Origin of the sequence: Nocardia sp. SYP-A9097, from assembly GCF_009649815.1 — a bacterium.
Lineage (GTDB): Bacteria > Actinomycetota > Actinomycetes > Mycobacteriales > Mycobacteriaceae > Nocardia.
Window position 1 is genome coordinate 116,940 of record NZ_WJIC01000018.1, and the last position, 17,722, is coordinate 134,661.

Consider the following 17,722-nt stretch of genomic DNA (forward strand, 5'->3'; position numbering starts at 1 on the left):
ACACCTTCTTACTTGGGACTACCCAGGCAGAACGTGGTTTTCGGATCGTCGACGGTGCGGAAACCGATGGCGGTATTGGCATCACACAGGAATTCGTCGGCCTGTCCGTCGATACGCTTGGTCACCTTGAAAGAGGCTTCGGGCGCGGCGCAGGCGACATTCTTGTATCCGGTGGTCTGGCTTTCGTTGTAGCAGGCGCCCTCCTTGAAGTTGGGCGTCAGGCACAGGAACGCGGTGGTTCCGCCATTGAGCGTCTCCTCGTAGGAGGTCTGCTCTTCCTTGCAATCGGTCTTCTTGTCGAAGATCTGGGCGACCTTGTAGACCGCCTTCTCCGAGGAGCAGTCGATCGGCTCGGTCTTGGAGTCGACCATCGACCCCTCGATCACATTGATGCAGTCGCCGACCTTGGATTTGGCGGTATCGGACTTGCTGGCGTCCTTGACCATCGAACAACCGGTCACTGCCAGCGCGGCCACCGCCATGGCCACGAGGGCCAGCACGAGGCGCAGTAGCGGCCTCGTTCCTGTGAACTTCACTTGCGAAAACCTTTCTCACCGTACAATTCACGGCTGCCGTGAACGCGGTGAGGATACCTTTGCGCAATCGGCGGACGCATCACCGAACCGGGGTTTTTCAGAGCATTTGCATGCCGCGCATGCCCATCATCGACAGATTGAGGATGGTGGGCAGGAGCGCGTTGAGCATCTGCAGGCTCAGGTAGTTCATCTGTTCCCTCTCGATTCGGGCGCATGTCCAGAAGTGGCGCCACGCACCAGTGTCGCCGGTGTCGCATGGATCGTTACACAGACGAACCAATAAATCCCGGCGTCGACATGCGGATCCGGTATCACCCGAGCCCAGCGCCCTTCGACCCCGGCCGATTGATATGGACGGTCACCGGCAGCGCGGACCCGGCCTCAACGGTCACCACCCGCGCACCCGCGGCCGAGGTCACCGTGCCACCCTCCACCCGCACCTCATATCCGTTCGGATAGTGCAGATCCGAGACATAGATCTCGGTCGGTTTCGCCGCCGCGTGCGGTGTATACCGGTAGGCGAAATCGCCTGTGGCGGAGTCGAAGATCATGCGACCGGGTGTGCCCGCCGTGGCCTGCGGATAGGTCCGCACCAACTGCCGGCCGATATCTCCGAGGAACGGGTCCGGACGGATACCGCCCGCACCGAATCCGGAGGCGTAATGCCAGTACTGCCAGCTGACAAAGCGCTCGTCGGCGCGAATCACGGTGTTGCGCAGCACCGTCGGGTCACCGTCACCGAATTCGGTGACCAGGCTCGGCAGCTGCGTGCGCTGGGTGAAGGAGTCGATATTGCCCCACGTCTTGTCCTGCTGCACCGGGCAGAGCGCGCGCAGGAAGGCGGGCAGGCCCAGGTAGATGGCGAGCTGACTCGGAATGCAGTAATCGTGCGGCGCGAAGGCGATATTCGGCGCGGTAATGGGCGGATTCCTGCCGAGGTTCGACGGCATGGTCTCGTTCCAGGTCACATTGGGTTCCCAGAAGACCATGGAGTTCGCATTGCGCGCCCGCACCGCATCGGTCAATTTCCGCATGGCCGCTTGATATTTCACGTCGAAGCCAAGGCAGCCGTTGGGATAGCAGGACAGGAAGGCGCTGCCCGGCCACGGCTCGTTCATGAGCTCGAAGCCGAGGACGCCCGCATGCCCGTCCAGCCGTCCCGCGAGTGCGCCGAGTGCCGCACCCAGATAGTCGAGGACGCCATTGCTGTTGTCCCACACCTCATCCCAGCCCTGGTTCATGCTGGGCATGAGGTAGTAGAGCGGGAAGCCGAGGTTCGGTTCGAGTGCGCTCGGCCGGGATTTCAGTGCCCATTCGGGAAAACCGTTGCCGCCCCAGACCTTCGAGAGTCCGTCCTGGTGATTGTCCAGCAGAGTGTGAATCCCGTTCTGCGCCAAGGTATCCACCACCGTGGCGACGCGATCCAGATAGGCGGTGTCGACCACGCCCTTCGTCGGCATCAAACCGTCGAAGGACACCCCGAGCCGCACGGTATTGAACCCGTGCCCGGCGAGCAGCGCGGCATCCTCGGCGGTGAGGGTGAACCCGTCCCCCAATTGGATGTACGGCGCGTCTTTATCCACATTGTTCACACCGTGCAGCAGTACGACGCGTCCGAACTCGTCGACGAACCGGCTGCCGTCGGTATGGATGGCCGCGATCCCGGGCACGGCCTGCGCGCTCGGCGGTGCGACCAGCAGCGCGCCCCCGAGCGCACCCGCCACCAGACTCACCAGCCACCGTCTGCCTCGTTGTCCCCTGCGCATCGGCACCCCTTATTCAGCTTTCGGAGTAATACGAACTAACTGGACAACCGCCCAAGTTGGAGGTGATCGTAGCCACCGAAACTCGGGGCTTGACCGTTTTCGCGGAATTACCCGCAGCCGCGCAGGTAGTAGCCGTCGGGAACCGCTGTCGGTGCCATCAGGAACAATGGATAGCGGCCCGATCGGGTCCGAGAAGCCAGGAGGTGCCGTGACCGACGGACCGCTCATCGTTCAAAGTGACAAGACACTGCTGCTCGAGGTCGACCACGAGGCCGCGGACGCCGCCCGGCAGGCCATCGCCCCCTTCGCGGAGCTGGAGCGCGCCCCCGAACACGTGCACACCTACCGCGTCACCCCCCTGGCCCTGTGGAATGCCCGCGCCGCCGGTCACGATGCCGAGCAGGTGGTCGACGCACTGGTGAAGTTCTCCCGGTACGCCGTCCCGCAGCCACTGCTGGTGGACATTGTCGACACCATGGCCCGATACGGCCGCCTACAGCTGGTGAAGAATCCGGCGCACGGACTCACCCTGGTGAGCCTGGATCGCGCGGTCCTGGAAGAGGTGCTCCGGCACAAGAAGATCGCCCCCATGCTCGGCACCCGGGTGGATGTGGACACCGTGGTGGTGCATCCGTCCGAGCGCGGTCGCATCAAGCAGATGCTGTTGAAGATCGGCTGGCCCGCCGAGGACCTGGCGGGTTATGTGGACGGCGAGGCGCACGCCATCGACCTCGATTACGAGGGCGGGCACTGGGAGCTGCGCGACTATCAGCAGATGGCGGCCGATTCGTTCTGGGCGGGCGGCTCGGGCGTGGTGGTACTGCCGTGTGGCGCGGGCAAGACCATGGTGGGCGCCGCGGCCATGGCGAAAGCCAAGGCCACCACCCTGATTCTGGTCACCAATACGGTGGCCGGGCGGCAGTGGCGGCGCGAACTGCTGGCCCGCACCTCGCTCACCGAGGAGGAGATCGGCGAATACTCGGGTGAGCGCAAGGAGATTCGGCCGGTCACCATCGCCACCTATCAGGTGATCACCCGGAAAACCAAGGGCGAGTACCGGCATCTCGAACTGTTCGACAGCCGCGACTGGGGTCTGGTCATCTACGACGAGGTGCATCTGCTGCCCGCACCGGTCTTCCGCATGACCGCGGATCTACAGTCCCGCCGCCGCCTCGGCCTGACCGCGACCCTGGTGCGCGAGGACGGGCGCGAGGGTGATGTGTTCTCGCTCATCGGCCCCAAGCGCTACGACGCGCCATGGAAGGACATCGAAGCGCAGGGCTGGATCGCCCCGGCCGACTGTGTCGAGGTACGGGTGACGCTCACCGATGCCGAGCGTATGGCATACGCCACAGCCGAACCGGAGGAGCGGTACAAGCTGTGCTCCACCGCGCGCACCAAACTGCCTGTGGTGGAGTCGATTCTGGCGCAGCACCAGGGTGCGCCGAGCCTGGTCATCGGCGCGTACCTGGATCAGCTGGAGGAGCTGGGCGAGCATCTGAACGCCCCCATCATCCAGGGTTCCACCCGTACCAAGGAGCGGGAGGAGCTGTTCGACGCCTTCCGGCGCGGGGAGATTCCGGTACTGGTGGTCAGCAAGGTCGCCAATTTCTCCATCGATCTACCGGAAGCCTCTGTGGCCGTTCAGGTTTCGGGCACCTTCGGCTCCCGGCAGGAGGAGGCGCAGCGGCTCGGGCGACTGTTGCGGCCCAAACAAGATGGCGGCCAGGCTCACTTCTATTCGGTTGTCGCACGTGACACGCTGGACGCCGAATACGCCGCGCACCGGCAGCGTTTCCTTGCGGAGCAGGGGTATGCCTATCGCATCACCGATGCGGACGACCTGCTGGGGCCGACGTTAGGATAACTGGAGGAGAAGCCTCCAGTAGGCGGGAGGGAACGCACGTGCGACGCTTCGAATTCGCGGTGGACCGTGAGCATGCCCGGGCGGTCAACGAAGTCGTCGCCGATCTGCGGCGGTTGCGGGTACTCGGGGTGGGCGCGGCCATTGCGCTCGGCTTGGGCACCGCGTTTCTGGTGTGGGTGAATCACCCGTGGTCCTGGCTGCTCGCGGTGGCCTTCCTGCTCGGAGCGGCCACCTCACTGTTCATCGGGTTGTGGACGCCGCATCGGGGGCGGGTCGACAGGCTCTATGCCGCAGGCGAACTCGTGCCCGCGGTGGTGTCGGAGACCGATGGTTCCAAGGCGGTGCTGCTGGCGCTGGTGGATCTGGCCAAGCCCAATACCGACGGGCCGCGCTACGCCCTGGTGACGCGCACGGTGCGCAGCCTGCCGGGGCATCGCAATCGGATCGGTGAACAGGTGCCGTCGGTGACGGTGCGCATCGATCGCGCACCCGGGTCGGTGGGCGATCTGTGGCAGTCGGTGAGCGCCATGCCGATCGCCTGGGGCACCCGGGATCTGAACATTATCGAGCGCGCCCGCACCACCATCCGCGATGTCGAGTGGCAGCTGCTCACCGACAATCTGGATCTGGCGGACAAGGTGCGGCATGTGGATGCCAAGAGGCTGCTGCTGGACCCGCAGCAACTACCCGAGGAGCTACGCGGATAGTGGAGGTTCCACCCGGCGCGAGTGTTGCCGTGTCGGGCACCGGTCATCGATCGCGGCGGCGACTAGAGTCGCGGGTCGGGGGTGGACGCCGGAAAGGGGCGGCTCGACGTATGAGGCATAGCTGGTGGCGGTACACGGTGGTCGGCGCGGCGCTGCTGGCGGTCACGAATACGGTTCCCGCACAGGCGGATCCGGGCGATCCGTTCGCGGGCGCGCCGGGACTCGGCGATCCGTACTACCCGCTGGACGGTAATGGCGGGTACGACGCCGAGAACTACGACGTCACCCTCGGCTACGACCCGGCCTCGCACGTCATTACCGGCTCCACCCGGGTGGACGCGGTCGCCACGCAGGCGCTGCACACCTTCGACCTGGACTACAGCGGTCCGCAGATCTCCAAGGTGTCCGTCAATAATCTGCCGGCCTGGTTCACCCGCACCCAGGAGCACGAGCTGGTGGTGACGCCCATGCTGCCGCTACTGCCCGGGCTGCCGTTCACCGTGCAGGTGGAGTACGCGGGCGAGATCACCGGCACCGACGGCGAAGGCTGGATCCTCTCCCCCAGCGGCGGGGCTTTCGTTGCGGGCGAACCACACTCGGCCTCGGCGTGGTATCCGCTCAACGACACCCCTTTGGACAAGGCGACTTTCGCGCTGCACGCCACCGTGCCCGCCGAATGGGAAGTCATGTCCAATGGTTTGAAGATCCGCGATGAGTTGCACGGCGCGAATCGCACGGTGGATTGGGAGATGCGCCAGCCGGTGGTCGGGTATCTGACCACCATCGCCATCGACAAGTTCGAGTTCCTGGCCCAGCAGCGCGCCGATGGCACGCCATTGCTCAGTGCTTTCGCACCCCAGGCCGAGAAGGCCCGTGCGGTCGAGACCCGGCTGCCGGAATTCCTGGACTTCCTCGAAACACTGTACGGCCCTTACCCGTTCGATACAGCCGGTGGCATCTACGTGGACACCGACCTGCAGTTCTCCCTGGAAACCCAGTCCCGGCCCATCTACGCGCCCTGGACCGATCTGGACACCGTCGTGCACGAGCTCACCCACCAGTGGTGGGGTGACTCCATGTCGGTGAAGCAGTGGTCCGATATCTGCCTGAACGAATGCTTCGCCAGCTATACCGCCGACTACCTCTGGCCCGAGCGCATGGAGGGCAAGGATGTCGACGCGCAATACCGGGAAGCCGTCGCCAAATACCGTGACGATGCCAAGTTCTGGCAGATCACCCTGCAAAATCCGGGCGTAGGAAACGAATTCACGTCGGTCTACTACCGGGGTCCGCTGTTCCTGCACGCCCTGCGCCGCACCATGGGTGACGCCGCCTTCTTCGGCGCCGTCCACGATTTCGTGGACGGGCACCGCTACGGCAATGCCTCCATGCCGGAGTTCCGACAGTTCATGCAGTCCCGCACCCCGACGGATCTGACCGGATTCTTCGCGGCCTGGCTGGATCACGCCGAACCACCCGCCGACGAATTCCTCTACCCCGGCTCGCTGCGGTCCTGAGCGGACCGCAGCGGTATCGAAACCCGTTCCGCTAGACCGGAACCGGGCGGGCGCGGTCGGTGACCACCAGCGCCGCCATGGCCCCCAATACCGAGCCGGTGACCCAGCGCTGGGCACGCAACCAGAGCGGGCGACCACCGAGGAAGCTCGCGATGGCGCCCGCGCTCAGCACGATGAGGCCGTTGACGGTGATGGCGATGACGATCTGCACCGCGCCCAGGCCGAGACTCTGCAGCCAGAGGCTGCCGCGCGCCGGGACCACGAATTGCGGGATCAATGCCATGTACATGATGGCGATCTTGGGGTTCAGCAGATTGGTGACGAAACCCATGGCGAACAGTTTGCGGGTCGGATCGGCGGGTAGCGTCTCCGGCGCGAAGGCCGAAATGCCGCCGGGGCGAAGGGTTTTCCAGGCCAGGTAGACCAGGTAGGCGGCACCGGCCAGTTTCAAGGCCAGATACAGGGCCGGGACCATGGCGAATACCGCGGTGATGCCGGCGGTGGCCGCCGCGAGGTAGACCGCGAATCCGGCGGCTACGCCCGTGAGCGAGATGAATCCGGCACGGCGGCCCTGCGAGACCGTCCGGGAGACCAGGTACATCATGTTCGGGCCGGGCGTGAGCACCATGCCGAGCGCCACCGAGGCGACGCCGAGGACCGCGGTCAGCTGGATCATGAACTTGATCCTGCGGCAACTGGACTCGCCTGTCGCGGGCCAGTTCGTATTCGGTGGATATCCGCCGGGGCTAGCCGGTGGGGGCGGTGCGGCCGGCGCGGAGGCGGCGGACGCCCTCGGCGATGGTTTCTTCTTTTTTGCAGAAGGTGAAGCGGACCAGGCGGTTCCAGGCGGGTTTGTCGTCGGCGAAGACGCTGACCGGGACCGCGGCCACGCCGAGGCGTTCGGGGAGTTCGCGGCAGAACTCGTAGGCGTCGGTGGCTCCAAGAGGGGTAATGTCGGCGCAGACGAAATAGGTTCCGTCGCTGCGCTTTACGGCGAAGCCCGCTTCGGACAGGGCCGCAGAGAGACGAAGGCGCTTCTCCGAGAGGGTGTCCCGCAGCGCCACGACCCACTGCTGTTCGTGCTCGAGGGCGTGCGCGACGGCGGGCTGGAAGGGGCCACCGCCGACGAAGGTGAGGAACTGTTTGGCGGCGAGCACGGCGTCGATGAGGGGCGCGGGGGCGCAGGCCCAGCCGATCTTCCAGCCGGTGACGCTGAAAGTCTTGGCGGCACTGGAGATTACGATGGTGCGCTCGAACATGCCGGGCAGCGTGGCGATACTGATATGCCGGTGACCGTCGAAGGCCAGGTGCTCGTACGCCTCGTCGGACATGACATAGAGATCATGTTCGATGGCGATTTCGGCAATAGCGGTGAGATCGGCGCGAGAGAGCACGGTACCGGTCGGATTGTGTGGTGAATTCACCAGCAGCATACGGGTTTTGGGTGTGATCGCGGCGCGCAGACTCTCCAGATCGAGGGCGAATCCGTCACCGTCGGGAACCAGGCGCGCGGTGCGGCGGTGCGCCCCGGCCAGGGCGACGGCGGCGGCGTAGGAGTCGTAATACGGCTCGATGAGCACCACTTCGTCGCCGGGTTCGACCAGCCCCAGAATGGTGGCGGCAATGGCTTCGGTGGCCCCGACCGTCACCAGTACCTGACTGTCCGGGTCGTAGTGGGTGCCGTAGCGGCGGGCGCGGTCGGTCGCGATGGCCTGGCGCAGCGCGGGAACGCCACGGCCGGGCGGGTATTGGTTGAAGCCGTCGGCAATGGCCTGCCGGGCGACCTCGAGCATGCCCGCGGGACCGTCGGAGTCCGGGAAGCCCTGCCCAAGGTTGACCGCACCGTGTTTCACGGCGAGTTCGGTCATCTCGGCAAAGATCGTGGAAGCGTACGGACGCAGCCTGGCGACGGTCGGAATCTGAGGCATGTCCGGAGGATAGTCCACCGGCGGTAATGGTTGCGATTCGATAGCGAAAGGCTATGTTTCACTTTGCAATCGAGTCTTCTACCTGGCTCGTTGTGCAATGCCCCGAAGGCAGTTAGCCTGCCCGTGTTTTATCTCACAACCGCCTATCAGCGGTTTTCTCGAAAGGGGCGAAATATGCCCTCGTACTTGGAACTTCTTCTACACCCGGTGCAAGCCGTCGATATTGTGCATCAGATTGCACACCAGCTTATTGCTGGCAACTGGTCCACCGGGGATTGGAACATGGGCTCCAGCTTCCCGCCCTCGGGATCGGGCGGCTCCGGCTCCGGCACCGGTTCGGGTATCGGCAATTGCATGCCCACCGGTTCGGTGAGCCTGTCGGGCGGGATGGATTGCGGCTCCGGCTCCGGGTACACCTCGCCCAACTGACGAGATCCGATGTGCGGCATGTCGGTCGGGGGTGTGCCGCCCATCGGCCCGCAATGGCGGGAGCCTCAGTGCGGTAGCCGCAAGCCTTTGAGCTTGGCCGGATTGGCGAGATCGTAGACGCCCCAAACCTTTCCGTCCCGCACGGTGAACCCGTACACACGCGGCGGCGTCCCGGGACGGCCCTGCTCCGAGGCCCGCTCGTGCAGCAGCATCCCCAATTGACCGTTGACGAGCACGAATTCGAACGCACCCGCCTGATAGGTCGCCGGATCGTCGAAGCCGTGCCGGTTCCGCAACCCCAGCCAGAGCCGGGCGTTCTTGTCCGCGCCCGCGACCACATTGATGGCCGTGGAGGTGGTGCCGCCCGCATCGCCGATGGTGCGCACCTCCGGATGTAGCGCCGCCACAACGGCATTCACATCACCGCGATACAGCGCCTCCAGCAGCTGCTGTACGGCCGCATTGTGTTCGGTGTCCGAGACCGGTTCCGGCGTGTGCGCCAACGCTTTCCGGGCCCGGGCGGCCAGGGCCCGGGCGGCCTCGGTGGAGATGCCCAGTATCTCCGCGATCTCGTCGAACGGCACCGAAAACCCGTCGTGCAGAACGAAAGCCACGCGTTGCGGCGGAGTCAGGGTGTCCATGACCACCAGCGCGGCGAAGCGGGCATCCTGTTTGCGGACCACCGCGGCCAGCGGATCGGGCGTGCTGGAGGGTAGCGGACTGGTGACAATGGGCTCCGGAAGCCACTGCCCCACATACTGCTCGCGGCGCGCGGAGGCACTGCGCAGCCGATCCAGGCAGATACGCGAGACAACGGTGGTGAGCCAGGCGCGCAGATCCTCGATCTCGTATTGCCGGGCCACCGCGAGCCGTAACCAGCTCTCCTGCACCGCATCCTCGGCATCGACGACGCTGCCCGTCAACCGGTAGGCCACCGAGAGCAGGTGCGGCCGATGGGTTTCGAACAAATCGGTGAGCAGAGCGGCGACCATCGAACCGATCCTACGAGCGTGGTCCGACCATTCCCGCACCGGACCCGGGAAACCGGCAAACGCCCCCGAAACCCGATGCGCCCGTGCTCGGTTCCGTGACAGCATGGCCGCATGGACGCGCAGACGCTCTCGAATGGCACGGTCTGGCTGTCGCCGCCGACCATTCTGGATATCGACGACATCACCGCGTGCTGCCAACAGCCGTCGGTCGGCCGGTGGACGACCATGCCGGTCCCCTACATTCGCGCCGACGCCGAGAAGTTCATCTACGACATGGTGACGCCGGGCTGGGCCGACCGCAGCCCCACCTGGGCCCTGCGCCTCGCCGAAGACTCCCCGGTCGTGGGCATGATCGGCCTCGGCCCCAGCGATTCCCGCCGCGACCGGAACGCGAGCGAGATCGGCTTCTGGCTGTCGAGCGCGGTCCGCGGCCGCGGCCTCATGACCCAGGCGGTGAACCTGGTCTGCGCGGCCGCCTTCGCCCCCGACTGGCTCACCCTGGACCGCATCGAATGGCGGGCCATAGTCGGCAATCACGCCTCCGCCGCCGTCGCCCGCCGCGCGGGCTTCCACTACGAGGGCCTACTCCGCTCCGGCTGCGTCCAGCGCGGCACCCGCCTGGACAGCTGGATAGCCGCCCGCCTCCCCACCGATCCCGCGGACCCCGCCACCGATTGGCCCGCCGGCGTGTGAGGGTTCCAGACCTGAGCCAAAACCCCCTCTACCACAAGGCATTTCAGGCGCGGGCGGTGCGGCGGGTGGCTACGGCGCCGGCGAGGATGTCGAGCTGGGTCGCGGTGACTTCCCAGTCCAGGCAGGCGTCGGTGATGGACTGGCCGTAGGTGAGGGTTTCCGGGTGGCCGAGGGTGAGGTCCTGGCGGCCCGCGACGAGGAAGCTCTCCATCATCAGGCCGACGACGGTGTCCTCACCGGCGGCGATCCGGCCCGCGATATCGGTGACCACGTCGACCTGCTTGTTGTGGTCCTTATTGCTGTTGCCGTGCGAGGCGTCGACCACCAGGCGCTGCGCCAGCGACGACTTCTCCAGGCGGATAAGGGCTTCCGCGCAGGAGTCGGCATCGAAGTTGGTGCCGTTGCTGCCACCGCGCAGGATGACATGGCAGTCCGGATTGCCCGCGGTGCGGATCAGCGCCGAACGCCCGTCCAGATCGGTGCCGGGGAAGACATGGCTGGCGGCCGCGGCGCGCACGCCGTCGACCGCGACCTGCACATCACCATCGGTGCCGTTCTTGATACCGACCGGCATGGACAGCGCCGAGGACAGCTGGCGATGCACCTGGCTGGCGGCGGTACGCGCGCCGATCGCACCGTACGACACCAGGTCCGCGATGTACTGCGGGGTGATCGGATCGAGGAACTCGCAGGCCACGGGCAGTCCGAGCGCGGTGATGTCCACCAGCAGCTGCCGGCCCACATCGAGCCCGGTATTGATATCGAAGCTGCCGTCCAGGTGCGGATCGTTGATCAGACCCTTCCACCCGAGCGTGGTGCGCGGCTTCTCGAAGTAGACGCGCATGACCACGTGCAGCCGGTCCCCGAGCTCCGCGGATTTGGCGGCGAGCTTGTGCGCGTACTCCATGGCGGCGGGGGTGTCGTGCACCGAGCACGGGCCGACGATCACCATGAGGCGGTCGTCCGCGCCATTGAGCACATCGATGGTGGCCTTGCGCCCGGCGCGCACGATATCGGCCAGGGTGTCGTCGAGGGGATGCGCTCCGCGCACGTCGGCGGGCGAGCGCAGCGGGCTCACGCTGAGGGTGCGCTGGTCGTCGAGATCGGCGTGCCGGGGATCGAGATCGGCGGCGAGAGTCATGATCGTGGGTTCCTTTTCTCAGGCCGACCCACGGAGATTCGAATTCTCGGAACCCCACAGAGCCGGTCTGTTATCCGGCTCGGGGTGGAGGAGGTCAGCGCAGGTTCACGCCGCTCGGCCCACCCGGGGCCGGCTGGCTAAACCAGAAATACCTGCGCTGCATGCCCGGCACAGTATCAGAGATGACGAAAATTGCGTGTGGCCGCTGACACATTCTGGAACCGCGTCTCACTATGCGAGATGCATTCCCGGAAAGCGCGGGCCGCGAACCTGATTCGCCAACCAGTAACTAGCGCGCGATGTAGTGCAGGATCACGTCGTGCACGTGCCGGGTCTTCTCATCGCCGCGGAACTCGACCTCATAGTTGTTGTGCCCGGTACTGATCACAATGTGCCCGGAGGAGAAGAACTGCCCCGCGAAGGATTTATTGGTGATCACGCTGACGCTGCTGATCCGCGCGTACGGGATGCTCGTGATGGCGATCTTCTTCCCCACGAACGAGTTGTCCTGAATGATCACCCGGCGATCGGTGAGCCCCAGGAATCCGGTGCCCACCCCGATGGCGTCGTACACCGCCAGGATCTGCTCCCCATGGAGCAGGCCCTGCTGAATCTTCTCCAGCTGATCACGCCGGTCGAAGGGGATGCTCATGACTAGCGCCGCGGGAACGCGTAGCTGACCTTGGTCAGCTGCTCGGACAGTTCCCAGAGGCGGCGCGCGGTCACCTCGTCTCGCGAGGCGGCGGTGGAGCCGCTCGGCCCCGGATTGCCGCGCATACCGCGCAATCCGGTGGGCCCGTAGTAGCCGCCCGGCCGCACCTCGGCGGTGGCGGCGTAAAGCGTTGGTAGCGCACCCATTTCGGCGCTCTGCGCGAAGAGCTTGTTACCGATGCCGAGGAAGAAGTCCTGGATCGACTCGGTATGCGATTGCAGCTCGGTCGCGGCGAAGCCGGGATGCGCGCCGACCGAGAGCTTCGACGAACCCGCGGCGGTCAGCCGGCGCTGTAATTCGTAGGTGAACATGAGATTCGCCAGCTTGGACTGCCCGTAGGCGAGCCAGCGCTGATAGTGGCGGTGCTCCCAGTTCAGATCGGCCAGATCGATCTTGCCGGTGGCGTGCATGCCGCTGGAGACGGTGACAATGCGATCGCGCACCTTGTCCAGCAGCAGGCCCGTCAAGGCGAAATGGCCGAGATGGTTTGTGCCGATCTGCATTTCGAAGCCGTCGGCGGTGCGCTTGAGCGGCACCGCCATGACGCCGGCGTTATTGATCAGCAGATCCACGGCGTCGATCGAGTCGGCGAATTCGCGCACCGAGGCCAGATCGGCCAGATCCAGGCGGCGCACCTGCACGTTCTTACCGATCCCGTCGGCCACCGAACGCGCCTTGACCTCATTGCGGCAGGCCATGATCACCTGCGCCCCGGCGTCCGCGAGTGCGCGCGCGGTGACCGCGCCCAGCCCGCTGTTGGCGCCCGTGACAATGACCGTTCGACCGGTCTGATCCGGGATGTCGGCGATGTCCCAACCACTCACGAGGTCGAGTCTAGGGGCGCGGCAGCGCCACCGCGGGGTCTCGCACGCAACCGCATTCCGCGCCGAATTCGCCGACCGTTCGCTACACTTCCGGGCCGCCCGGTGCGTCCGTATCGCGTTAACCTGCGCTGACCAGCGCAAACCGGTAGCGTCCGCGCGTATGGACACGCTGATACTCGCGGGTTTGCTGTGCGTGCTGTTCGTGATCATCAAACAGAGTTCGCGGCGCGCGATCCTGGCCGCCTTGTGGATTGTCGCGCTGGCGTGTGGCGTTCTGCTGAAGCTGCACATCACCAGCAGCCTCGGATCGGGGCTGACATGGTGACCGATACCGCGCCCGGAACCGCGGAAAGCCGTGGCGGAGTACTGAACCAGTCGCAATAGGCAGTGAGATAGGGTTGCCTAACCTTCATTAAGCAACCCTTACCCGTAGAGGCTCAGCACCGTGACTTCGCCAACGACCACCGCCCGCGACCACCGCGACGGCTTCGTACCGTTCCCCGCCGACCTCGCGGAGAGCTATCGGCGGGCCGGATATTGGACCGGACGGCCACTCGGCGAACTCCTGCGCGACGCGGCCCGGCGGTGGCCCGAACGCACCGCCCTACTCGGCGATCCGGGCACACCGGGCGCGGGATCCACCTATGCCGAATTGGACACCGCCGCCGACCGTATGGCACACGGCCTGCTGAAACTCGGCATCGTTCCCGGCGATCGGGTCGTGGTGCAGCTGCCCAATGTGCTCGAATTCGTACCCCTACTGTTCGGGCTGCTACGGGCGGGCATCATTGCGGTACTGACCCTGCCCGCGCATCGGCGCGCCGAGATCGAACATCTGACCCGGCTGTCCGGCGCGGTCGCCTACGTAATCGCCGACCGCGCAGCCGATTTCGACTATCGCGTGCTCGCGCACGAGGTGTGCGCCGCCGTGCCGGCCCTGCGGCACGTGCTGGTGCTCGGCGATCCGGGAGCCTTCACCGACCTGCATTCGGTGCCCGCACACGGGAATTCGCTGCCCGAGATCGACGCATCCGATATCGCGCTCATGCTGGTCTCCGGCGGCACCACCGGCCTGCCCAAGCTGATCGCCCGCACCCACGACGACTACACCTACAACTCCACCGCCAGCGCCGCGGTGTGCGAACTGCGCCCCGAAGACGTGTATCTCGCGACACTGCCTGTGGCACACAACTTCCCGCTGGCCTGCCCCGGCATTCTGGGCACCATCGCCACCGGCGGCGGCATGGTGTTCATCACCGATCCGAGCCCGGAGAACGCCTTCGCCGCCATCGAAAGGCACGGGGTCACGGTGACCGCCGTGGTGCCGCCGCTGGCACAGTTGTGGTCCGCCGCGGTGGATTGGGAGGAGGCGGACCTGTCCACGCTGCGCCTGCTCCAGGTCGGCGGCGCGCGTCTGGCCGAGGTCAACGCGCGAGAAGTGCTGCCCGCCTTGAATGTTCGGTTGCAGCAGGTCTTCGGCATGGCCGAGGGCCTGCTCAACTACACCCGCTTCGACGACTCCGACGATATCGTCTGCACCACGCAGGGCCGCCCACTCTCCCCCGCCGACGAGGTGCGCGTGGTCGACGCCGACGGCAATGACGTCGCGGACGGCGCGGAGGGTGAGCTGCTCACCCGGGGCCCCTACACCCTGCGTGGCTATTACCGTGCGCCCGAACACAATTCGCGCGCGTTCACCCCCGACGGCTACTACCGCAGCGGCGATCTGGTGCGCCGCCTGCCGAGCGGGCATCTCATGGTCTCCGGGCGCATCAAGGATGTCATCAATCGCGGCGGCGAGAACATCTCCTGCGATGAGCTGGAGGAGCATCTACTCGCGTATCCGACGGTCCGGCATGCGGCCGCGGTCGGCCTGCCCGATGCCTCGCTCGGCGAAAAGGTCTGTGCCGTACTGGTTGTCGACGGCGATATGCCCTCGCTGGCGGAGATCAAGACCTTCCTGACCATGCGCGGGCTGGCCACCTACAAACTGCCGGATGTGCTGCGCCGAGCCGATGCCCTGCCCATCACCGCCGTCGGCAAGATCGACAAGAAGGCGTTGCGCGACACCTGAACGCGGTGAGCACGGATCGCCGTCGCACGCATCCCCAGCACCGGCGATCGGCCAATTTGGGCGTGTGCACTTCATCACCGCGTTTCCGCGCGACGCCCCGCCGCCCGCATCATAGGGTTCCTCTATGGGTGGGTGGAGTACGTCGAATATCCCGGATCTGACCGATAAGACCTACATCGTGACCGGTGCGACCAGCGGTCTGGGCGCGGCCACCGCGCGCGGCCTCGCCGAGGCAGGCGCACTGGTGATCATGGCCTGCCGCAATGAGATCAAGGCACAGGCCGTCGCCAAGACCATCAAGGGGCGGGTGCAGATACGCGCACTCGACCTCGCCGATCTGGCCTCGGTACGAGCCTTCGCCGACACCGTGGAGAACGCGCACGGGCTGATCAACAACGCCGGCGTCATGGCGGTGCCGTACAGCCGCACCGCCGACGGCTTCGAAATGCAGATCGGCACCAACTTTCTCGGCCACTTCGCGCTCACCGGGCTGCTCATGGACCGCATCTCCGAACGCGTGGTGAACGTCTCCAGCATTACCCACTACATCGGGCGGATCGACCTGGAGGACCTGAACTGGGAACACCGCGCCTACTCGCGCTTCGGGGCCTACGCGCAGACGAAACTGGCGCTGCTGCTGTTCACCTATGAACTCCAGCGCCGCCTGCTCGCGGCCGGATCGGCCAAGTTATCGGTGGCCGCGCATCCGGGCTACGCCGCCACCGAGATCAACTCCAAAACCCAGAACATCATGGAACAGGTCATCGACCTCGGCAATCGACTGATAGCCCAGAGTGCCGATATGGGCGCGCTCCCAACCCTTTTCGCCGCCACCGCCGATGCCGAGCCCGGCGGCTACTACGGCCCCGCCCGCTTCAATTGGCGCGGGTACCCCATCCCGGTGGCCTCCAATGCCGCCTCACACGATGAGAAGGTCGCGGCCCAGCTCTGGGAGCTGGCCGAAGAACTCACCGGCGTCGACTTCCAGGTTCGCCCGGACTGACCACACGCATTTCGGCGGAGGCCACCACCCCGTCATCCCGGCGCGTTTTTGGCCGGGATCCACTGAACCGGCTGGAACACAACCGGTGTGGATCCCGGCCAAAAGCATGCCGGGATGACGGGGGAGCTTCGAGCGAGGTTACGCACGCGCACCATGTCATCCCGAGGTTCACGCGCCATGTCGGTGGCGGTTACGCACGCACCACGTACGGTGCGACGCTGCCGAGCTTCTCGCAGGTCTCCTCGAATTCGCGTTCCGGGCGGGACTGGCCGACCACGCCCGCGCCCGCGCGCAGCCACGCGCCCGCGCCGGTCTGATAGACCGCGCGCAGCACCAGGGTGGCCTCCAGCGCGCCGTCCGGCGAAATCGTCACCACCGCACCGGAATACAGGCCGCGCGGGTCATGGTCGAGGCGGAAGACCGCGTCGACGCCCGCCGCCTTCGGGATACCAGAGGCGGTCACCGACGGGAACAGGGTCTCCAGCGCGTCCCATGGGCTGCGATCCGCGGCGAGGCGGCCGGTGACCGTGGAGGCCAGGTGCTGCACACTGCCGCGTTCGCGCACCGCCATGAAATCCGAGACCGCGGTGGTCTCGGGTTCGGCCACGGCGGCGATCTCGGCGAATGAGGTCTGCACCGAAATCGCGTGCTCGACAATCTCTTTGGGATCGCTGATCAGATCGGCGCGGGCCGCGGAATCCACGGCGTCACCGCGGCCGAAGGCGCGGGTACCGGCCAGGGGTTCGGTGGTGACGATGCGATCACCGTCGACCGAGGCCACCAGCTCCGGGCTGAAGCCCGCCGCCTCGAGCCCACCCAGGCGCAGTAGGAACGAGCGCGCGGGCGTGTTGTGCATGCGCCCCAGCCGGTAGGAGTCCGGAATATTCACGGCGAAGGGCAGATCCACCTTCCGCGACAGGATCACCTTCTGATACTTGCCGGCCCGGATCTCGGCGACGCCCGCGGCGACCCGGTCGGCGTAGCCGGTCGGGTCGGCGGTCACATCCACCGGATGCGCGACCGGCAGCGCACTGCCCTGCGAGCCCGCGATGAGCTCGTGGATATCGGCGGTCTCGGCGGGCGTCGAACCGGCGACCCGCACCCCGGCGGCATCGATAAGCACCTCGATACGCGGAATCATCAAGTGCGCCAGGGTGGCTCGCGGATGCACGTGTGCGGTCGCGCCGAGCGACCAGGCGCAGAATTCGAATCCGATCCAGCCGTACACATTTCGCCGTTCCCGCGGGATACCGGCGAGGGCGCGGGCCACGGCCCGCGCCGGACTGCCTTCCCACGCACCGGCGGTGGTCCGGCCGTCCCAGCCGACCCGTAGTTCATCGGCGTCGAGTTCGACCCCGCCGATCGGGTCGGCCGCGAACACCCACGCGCCGGGTCGTTCGTACACCACGTATTCGCCGAAGCGATCCGCGGCGGCGAGGGCCGCGACCGCCGCCACCGGATCGGTGAGGTGCTCGCCCCGTCGCCGCTCGCCGTCGAGCCGTACCCGTTCGTCCGTGGCCGCCACCAGTCCTC

General features: G+C 66.2%; 17 protein-coding genes. 8 read left to right on the forward strand and 9 right to left on the reverse strand.

The genetic code is table 11. The annotated features are described in order from the left end of the window. Window positions 1-8: 8 nt before the first annotated feature. Together GFY24_RS29035 and GFY24_RS29040 are read right to left on the reverse strand one after the other, a co-directional pair. Window positions 9-536 carry a hypothetical protein gene (locus GFY24_RS29035; RefSeq protein ID WP_309231468.1) on the reverse strand — a complete coding sequence of 176 codons (528 nt, stop codon included), beginning with the start codon at window positions 534-536 and terminating at the stop codon, window positions 9-11. A 311-nt stretch (window positions 537-847) separates the two neighbouring features. Next, complete coding sequence (locus GFY24_RS29040; protein ID WP_153808290.1) at window positions 848-2,302, reverse strand: cellulase family glycosylhydrolase; 1,455 nt, start codon at window positions 2,300-2,302, stop codon at window positions 848-850. A 208-nt stretch (window positions 2,303-2,510) separates the two neighbouring features. On the opposite strand from GFY24_RS29040, the gene GFY24_RS29045 reads away from it, so the two are divergent. The 3 genes from GFY24_RS29045 (at window position 2,511) to GFY24_RS29055 (ending at window position 6,393) form a co-directional block, all read left to right on the forward strand. Further along, window positions 2,511-4,169 carry a DNA repair helicase XPB gene (locus tag GFY24_RS29045; protein ID WP_309231469.1) on the forward strand — a complete coding sequence of 553 codons (1,659 nt, stop codon included), beginning with the start codon at window positions 2,511-2,513 and terminating at the stop codon, window positions 4,167-4,169. Window positions 4,170-4,207: 38 nt separating this feature from the next. After that, a complete protein-coding gene (locus GFY24_RS29050) occupies window positions 4,208-4,876 on the forward strand; it encodes a DUF3239 domain-containing protein (protein ID WP_309231470.1) in 669 nt (222 codons plus the stop codon). Between the two features lie 110 nt (window positions 4,877-4,986). After that, window positions 4,987-6,393, forward strand: a complete 1,407-nt coding sequence (locus tag GFY24_RS29055; protein WP_153808292.1) for a M1 family metallopeptidase — start codon at window positions 4,987-4,989, stop codon at window positions 6,391-6,393. 31 nt (window positions 6,394-6,424) lie between these two features. On the opposite strand, the gene GFY24_RS29060 is transcribed toward GFY24_RS29055, so the two are convergent. After that, entirely contained in the window at window positions 6,425-7,069 is a 645-nt protein-coding gene (locus tag GFY24_RS29060) for a LysE family translocator (protein WP_153808293.1), read from the reverse strand. Between the two features lie 70 nt (window positions 7,070-7,139). Further along, entirely contained in the window at window positions 7,140-8,321 is a 1,182-nt protein-coding gene (locus tag GFY24_RS29065) for a pyridoxal phosphate-dependent aminotransferase (RefSeq protein ID WP_153808294.1), read from the reverse strand. Window positions 8,322-8,603: 282 nt separating this feature from the next. Between GFY24_RS29065 and GFY24_RS29070 the strand changes: the two genes are divergently transcribed. Continuing rightward, entirely contained in the window at window positions 8,604-8,750 is a 147-nt protein-coding gene (locus GFY24_RS29070) for a hypothetical protein (protein ID WP_153808295.1), read from the forward strand. A 65-nt stretch (window positions 8,751-8,815) separates the two neighbouring features. Here the strand turns inward: GFY24_RS29070 and sigJ are convergent, their stop codons facing one another. Next, window positions 8,816-9,742 carry an RNA polymerase sigma factor SigJ gene (gene sigJ / locus GFY24_RS29075; protein ID WP_153808296.1) on the reverse strand — a complete coding sequence of 309 codons (927 nt, stop codon included), beginning with the start codon at window positions 9,740-9,742 and terminating at the stop codon, window positions 8,816-8,818. A 111-nt stretch (window positions 9,743-9,853) separates the two neighbouring features. Between sigJ and GFY24_RS29080 the strand changes: the two genes are divergently transcribed. Continuing rightward, entirely contained in the window at window positions 9,854-10,435 is a 582-nt protein-coding gene (locus tag GFY24_RS29080; protein WP_153808297.1) for a GNAT family N-acetyltransferase, read from the forward strand. A gap of 43 nt (window positions 10,436-10,478) precedes the next feature. On the opposite strand, the gene GFY24_RS29085 is transcribed toward GFY24_RS29080, so the two are convergent. The 3 genes from GFY24_RS29085 to GFY24_RS29095 form a co-directional block, all read right to left on the reverse strand. Continuing rightward, window positions 10,479-11,576 (reverse strand): 3-deoxy-7-phosphoheptulonate synthase, encoded by a 1,098-nt coding sequence (locus GFY24_RS29085; protein WP_153808298.1) that lies wholly within the window; start codon window positions 11,574-11,576, stop codon window positions 10,479-10,481. 289 nt (window positions 11,577-11,865) lie between these two features. Then, window positions 11,866-12,228 (reverse strand): PH domain-containing protein, encoded by a 363-nt coding sequence (locus GFY24_RS29090; protein WP_153808299.1) that lies wholly within the window; start codon window positions 12,226-12,228, stop codon window positions 11,866-11,868. A gap of 2 nt (window positions 12,229-12,230) precedes the next feature. Further along, window positions 12,231-13,112, reverse strand: a complete 882-nt coding sequence (locus tag GFY24_RS29095) for an oxidoreductase (protein WP_309231471.1) — start codon at window positions 13,110-13,112, stop codon at window positions 12,231-12,233. A 160-nt stretch (window positions 13,113-13,272) separates the two neighbouring features. On the opposite strand from GFY24_RS29095, the gene GFY24_RS41280 reads away from it, so the two are divergent. The 3 genes from GFY24_RS41280 (at window position 13,273) to GFY24_RS29105 (ending at window position 16,189) form a co-directional block, all read left to right on the forward strand. After that, window positions 13,273-13,437 carry a DUF5993 family protein gene (locus tag GFY24_RS41280; protein WP_194853062.1) on the forward strand — a complete coding sequence of 55 codons (165 nt, stop codon included), beginning with the start codon at window positions 13,273-13,275 and terminating at the stop codon, window positions 13,435-13,437. 120 nt (window positions 13,438-13,557) lie between these two features. Then, window positions 13,558-15,186, forward strand: coding sequence for an AMP-binding protein (locus tag GFY24_RS29100; RefSeq protein ID WP_309231472.1), 1,629 nt, complete (start codon window positions 13,558-13,560; stop codon window positions 15,184-15,186). A gap of 124 nt (window positions 15,187-15,310) precedes the next feature. After that, window positions 15,311-16,189 carry an oxidoreductase gene (locus tag GFY24_RS29105; RefSeq protein WP_153808301.1) on the forward strand — a complete coding sequence of 293 codons (879 nt, stop codon included), beginning with the start codon at window positions 15,311-15,313 and terminating at the stop codon, window positions 16,187-16,189. 190 nt (window positions 16,190-16,379) lie between these two features. On the opposite strand, the gene GFY24_RS29110 is transcribed toward GFY24_RS29105, so the two are convergent. Further along, the gene (locus GFY24_RS29110; protein ID WP_309231473.1) at window positions 16,380-17,714 is read right to left on the reverse strand and encodes a salicylate synthase; all 1,335 of its coding nucleotides are present in this window, start codon (window positions 17,712-17,714) and stop codon (window positions 16,380-16,382) included. Between the last annotated feature and the right edge of the window lie 8 nt (window positions 17,715-17,722).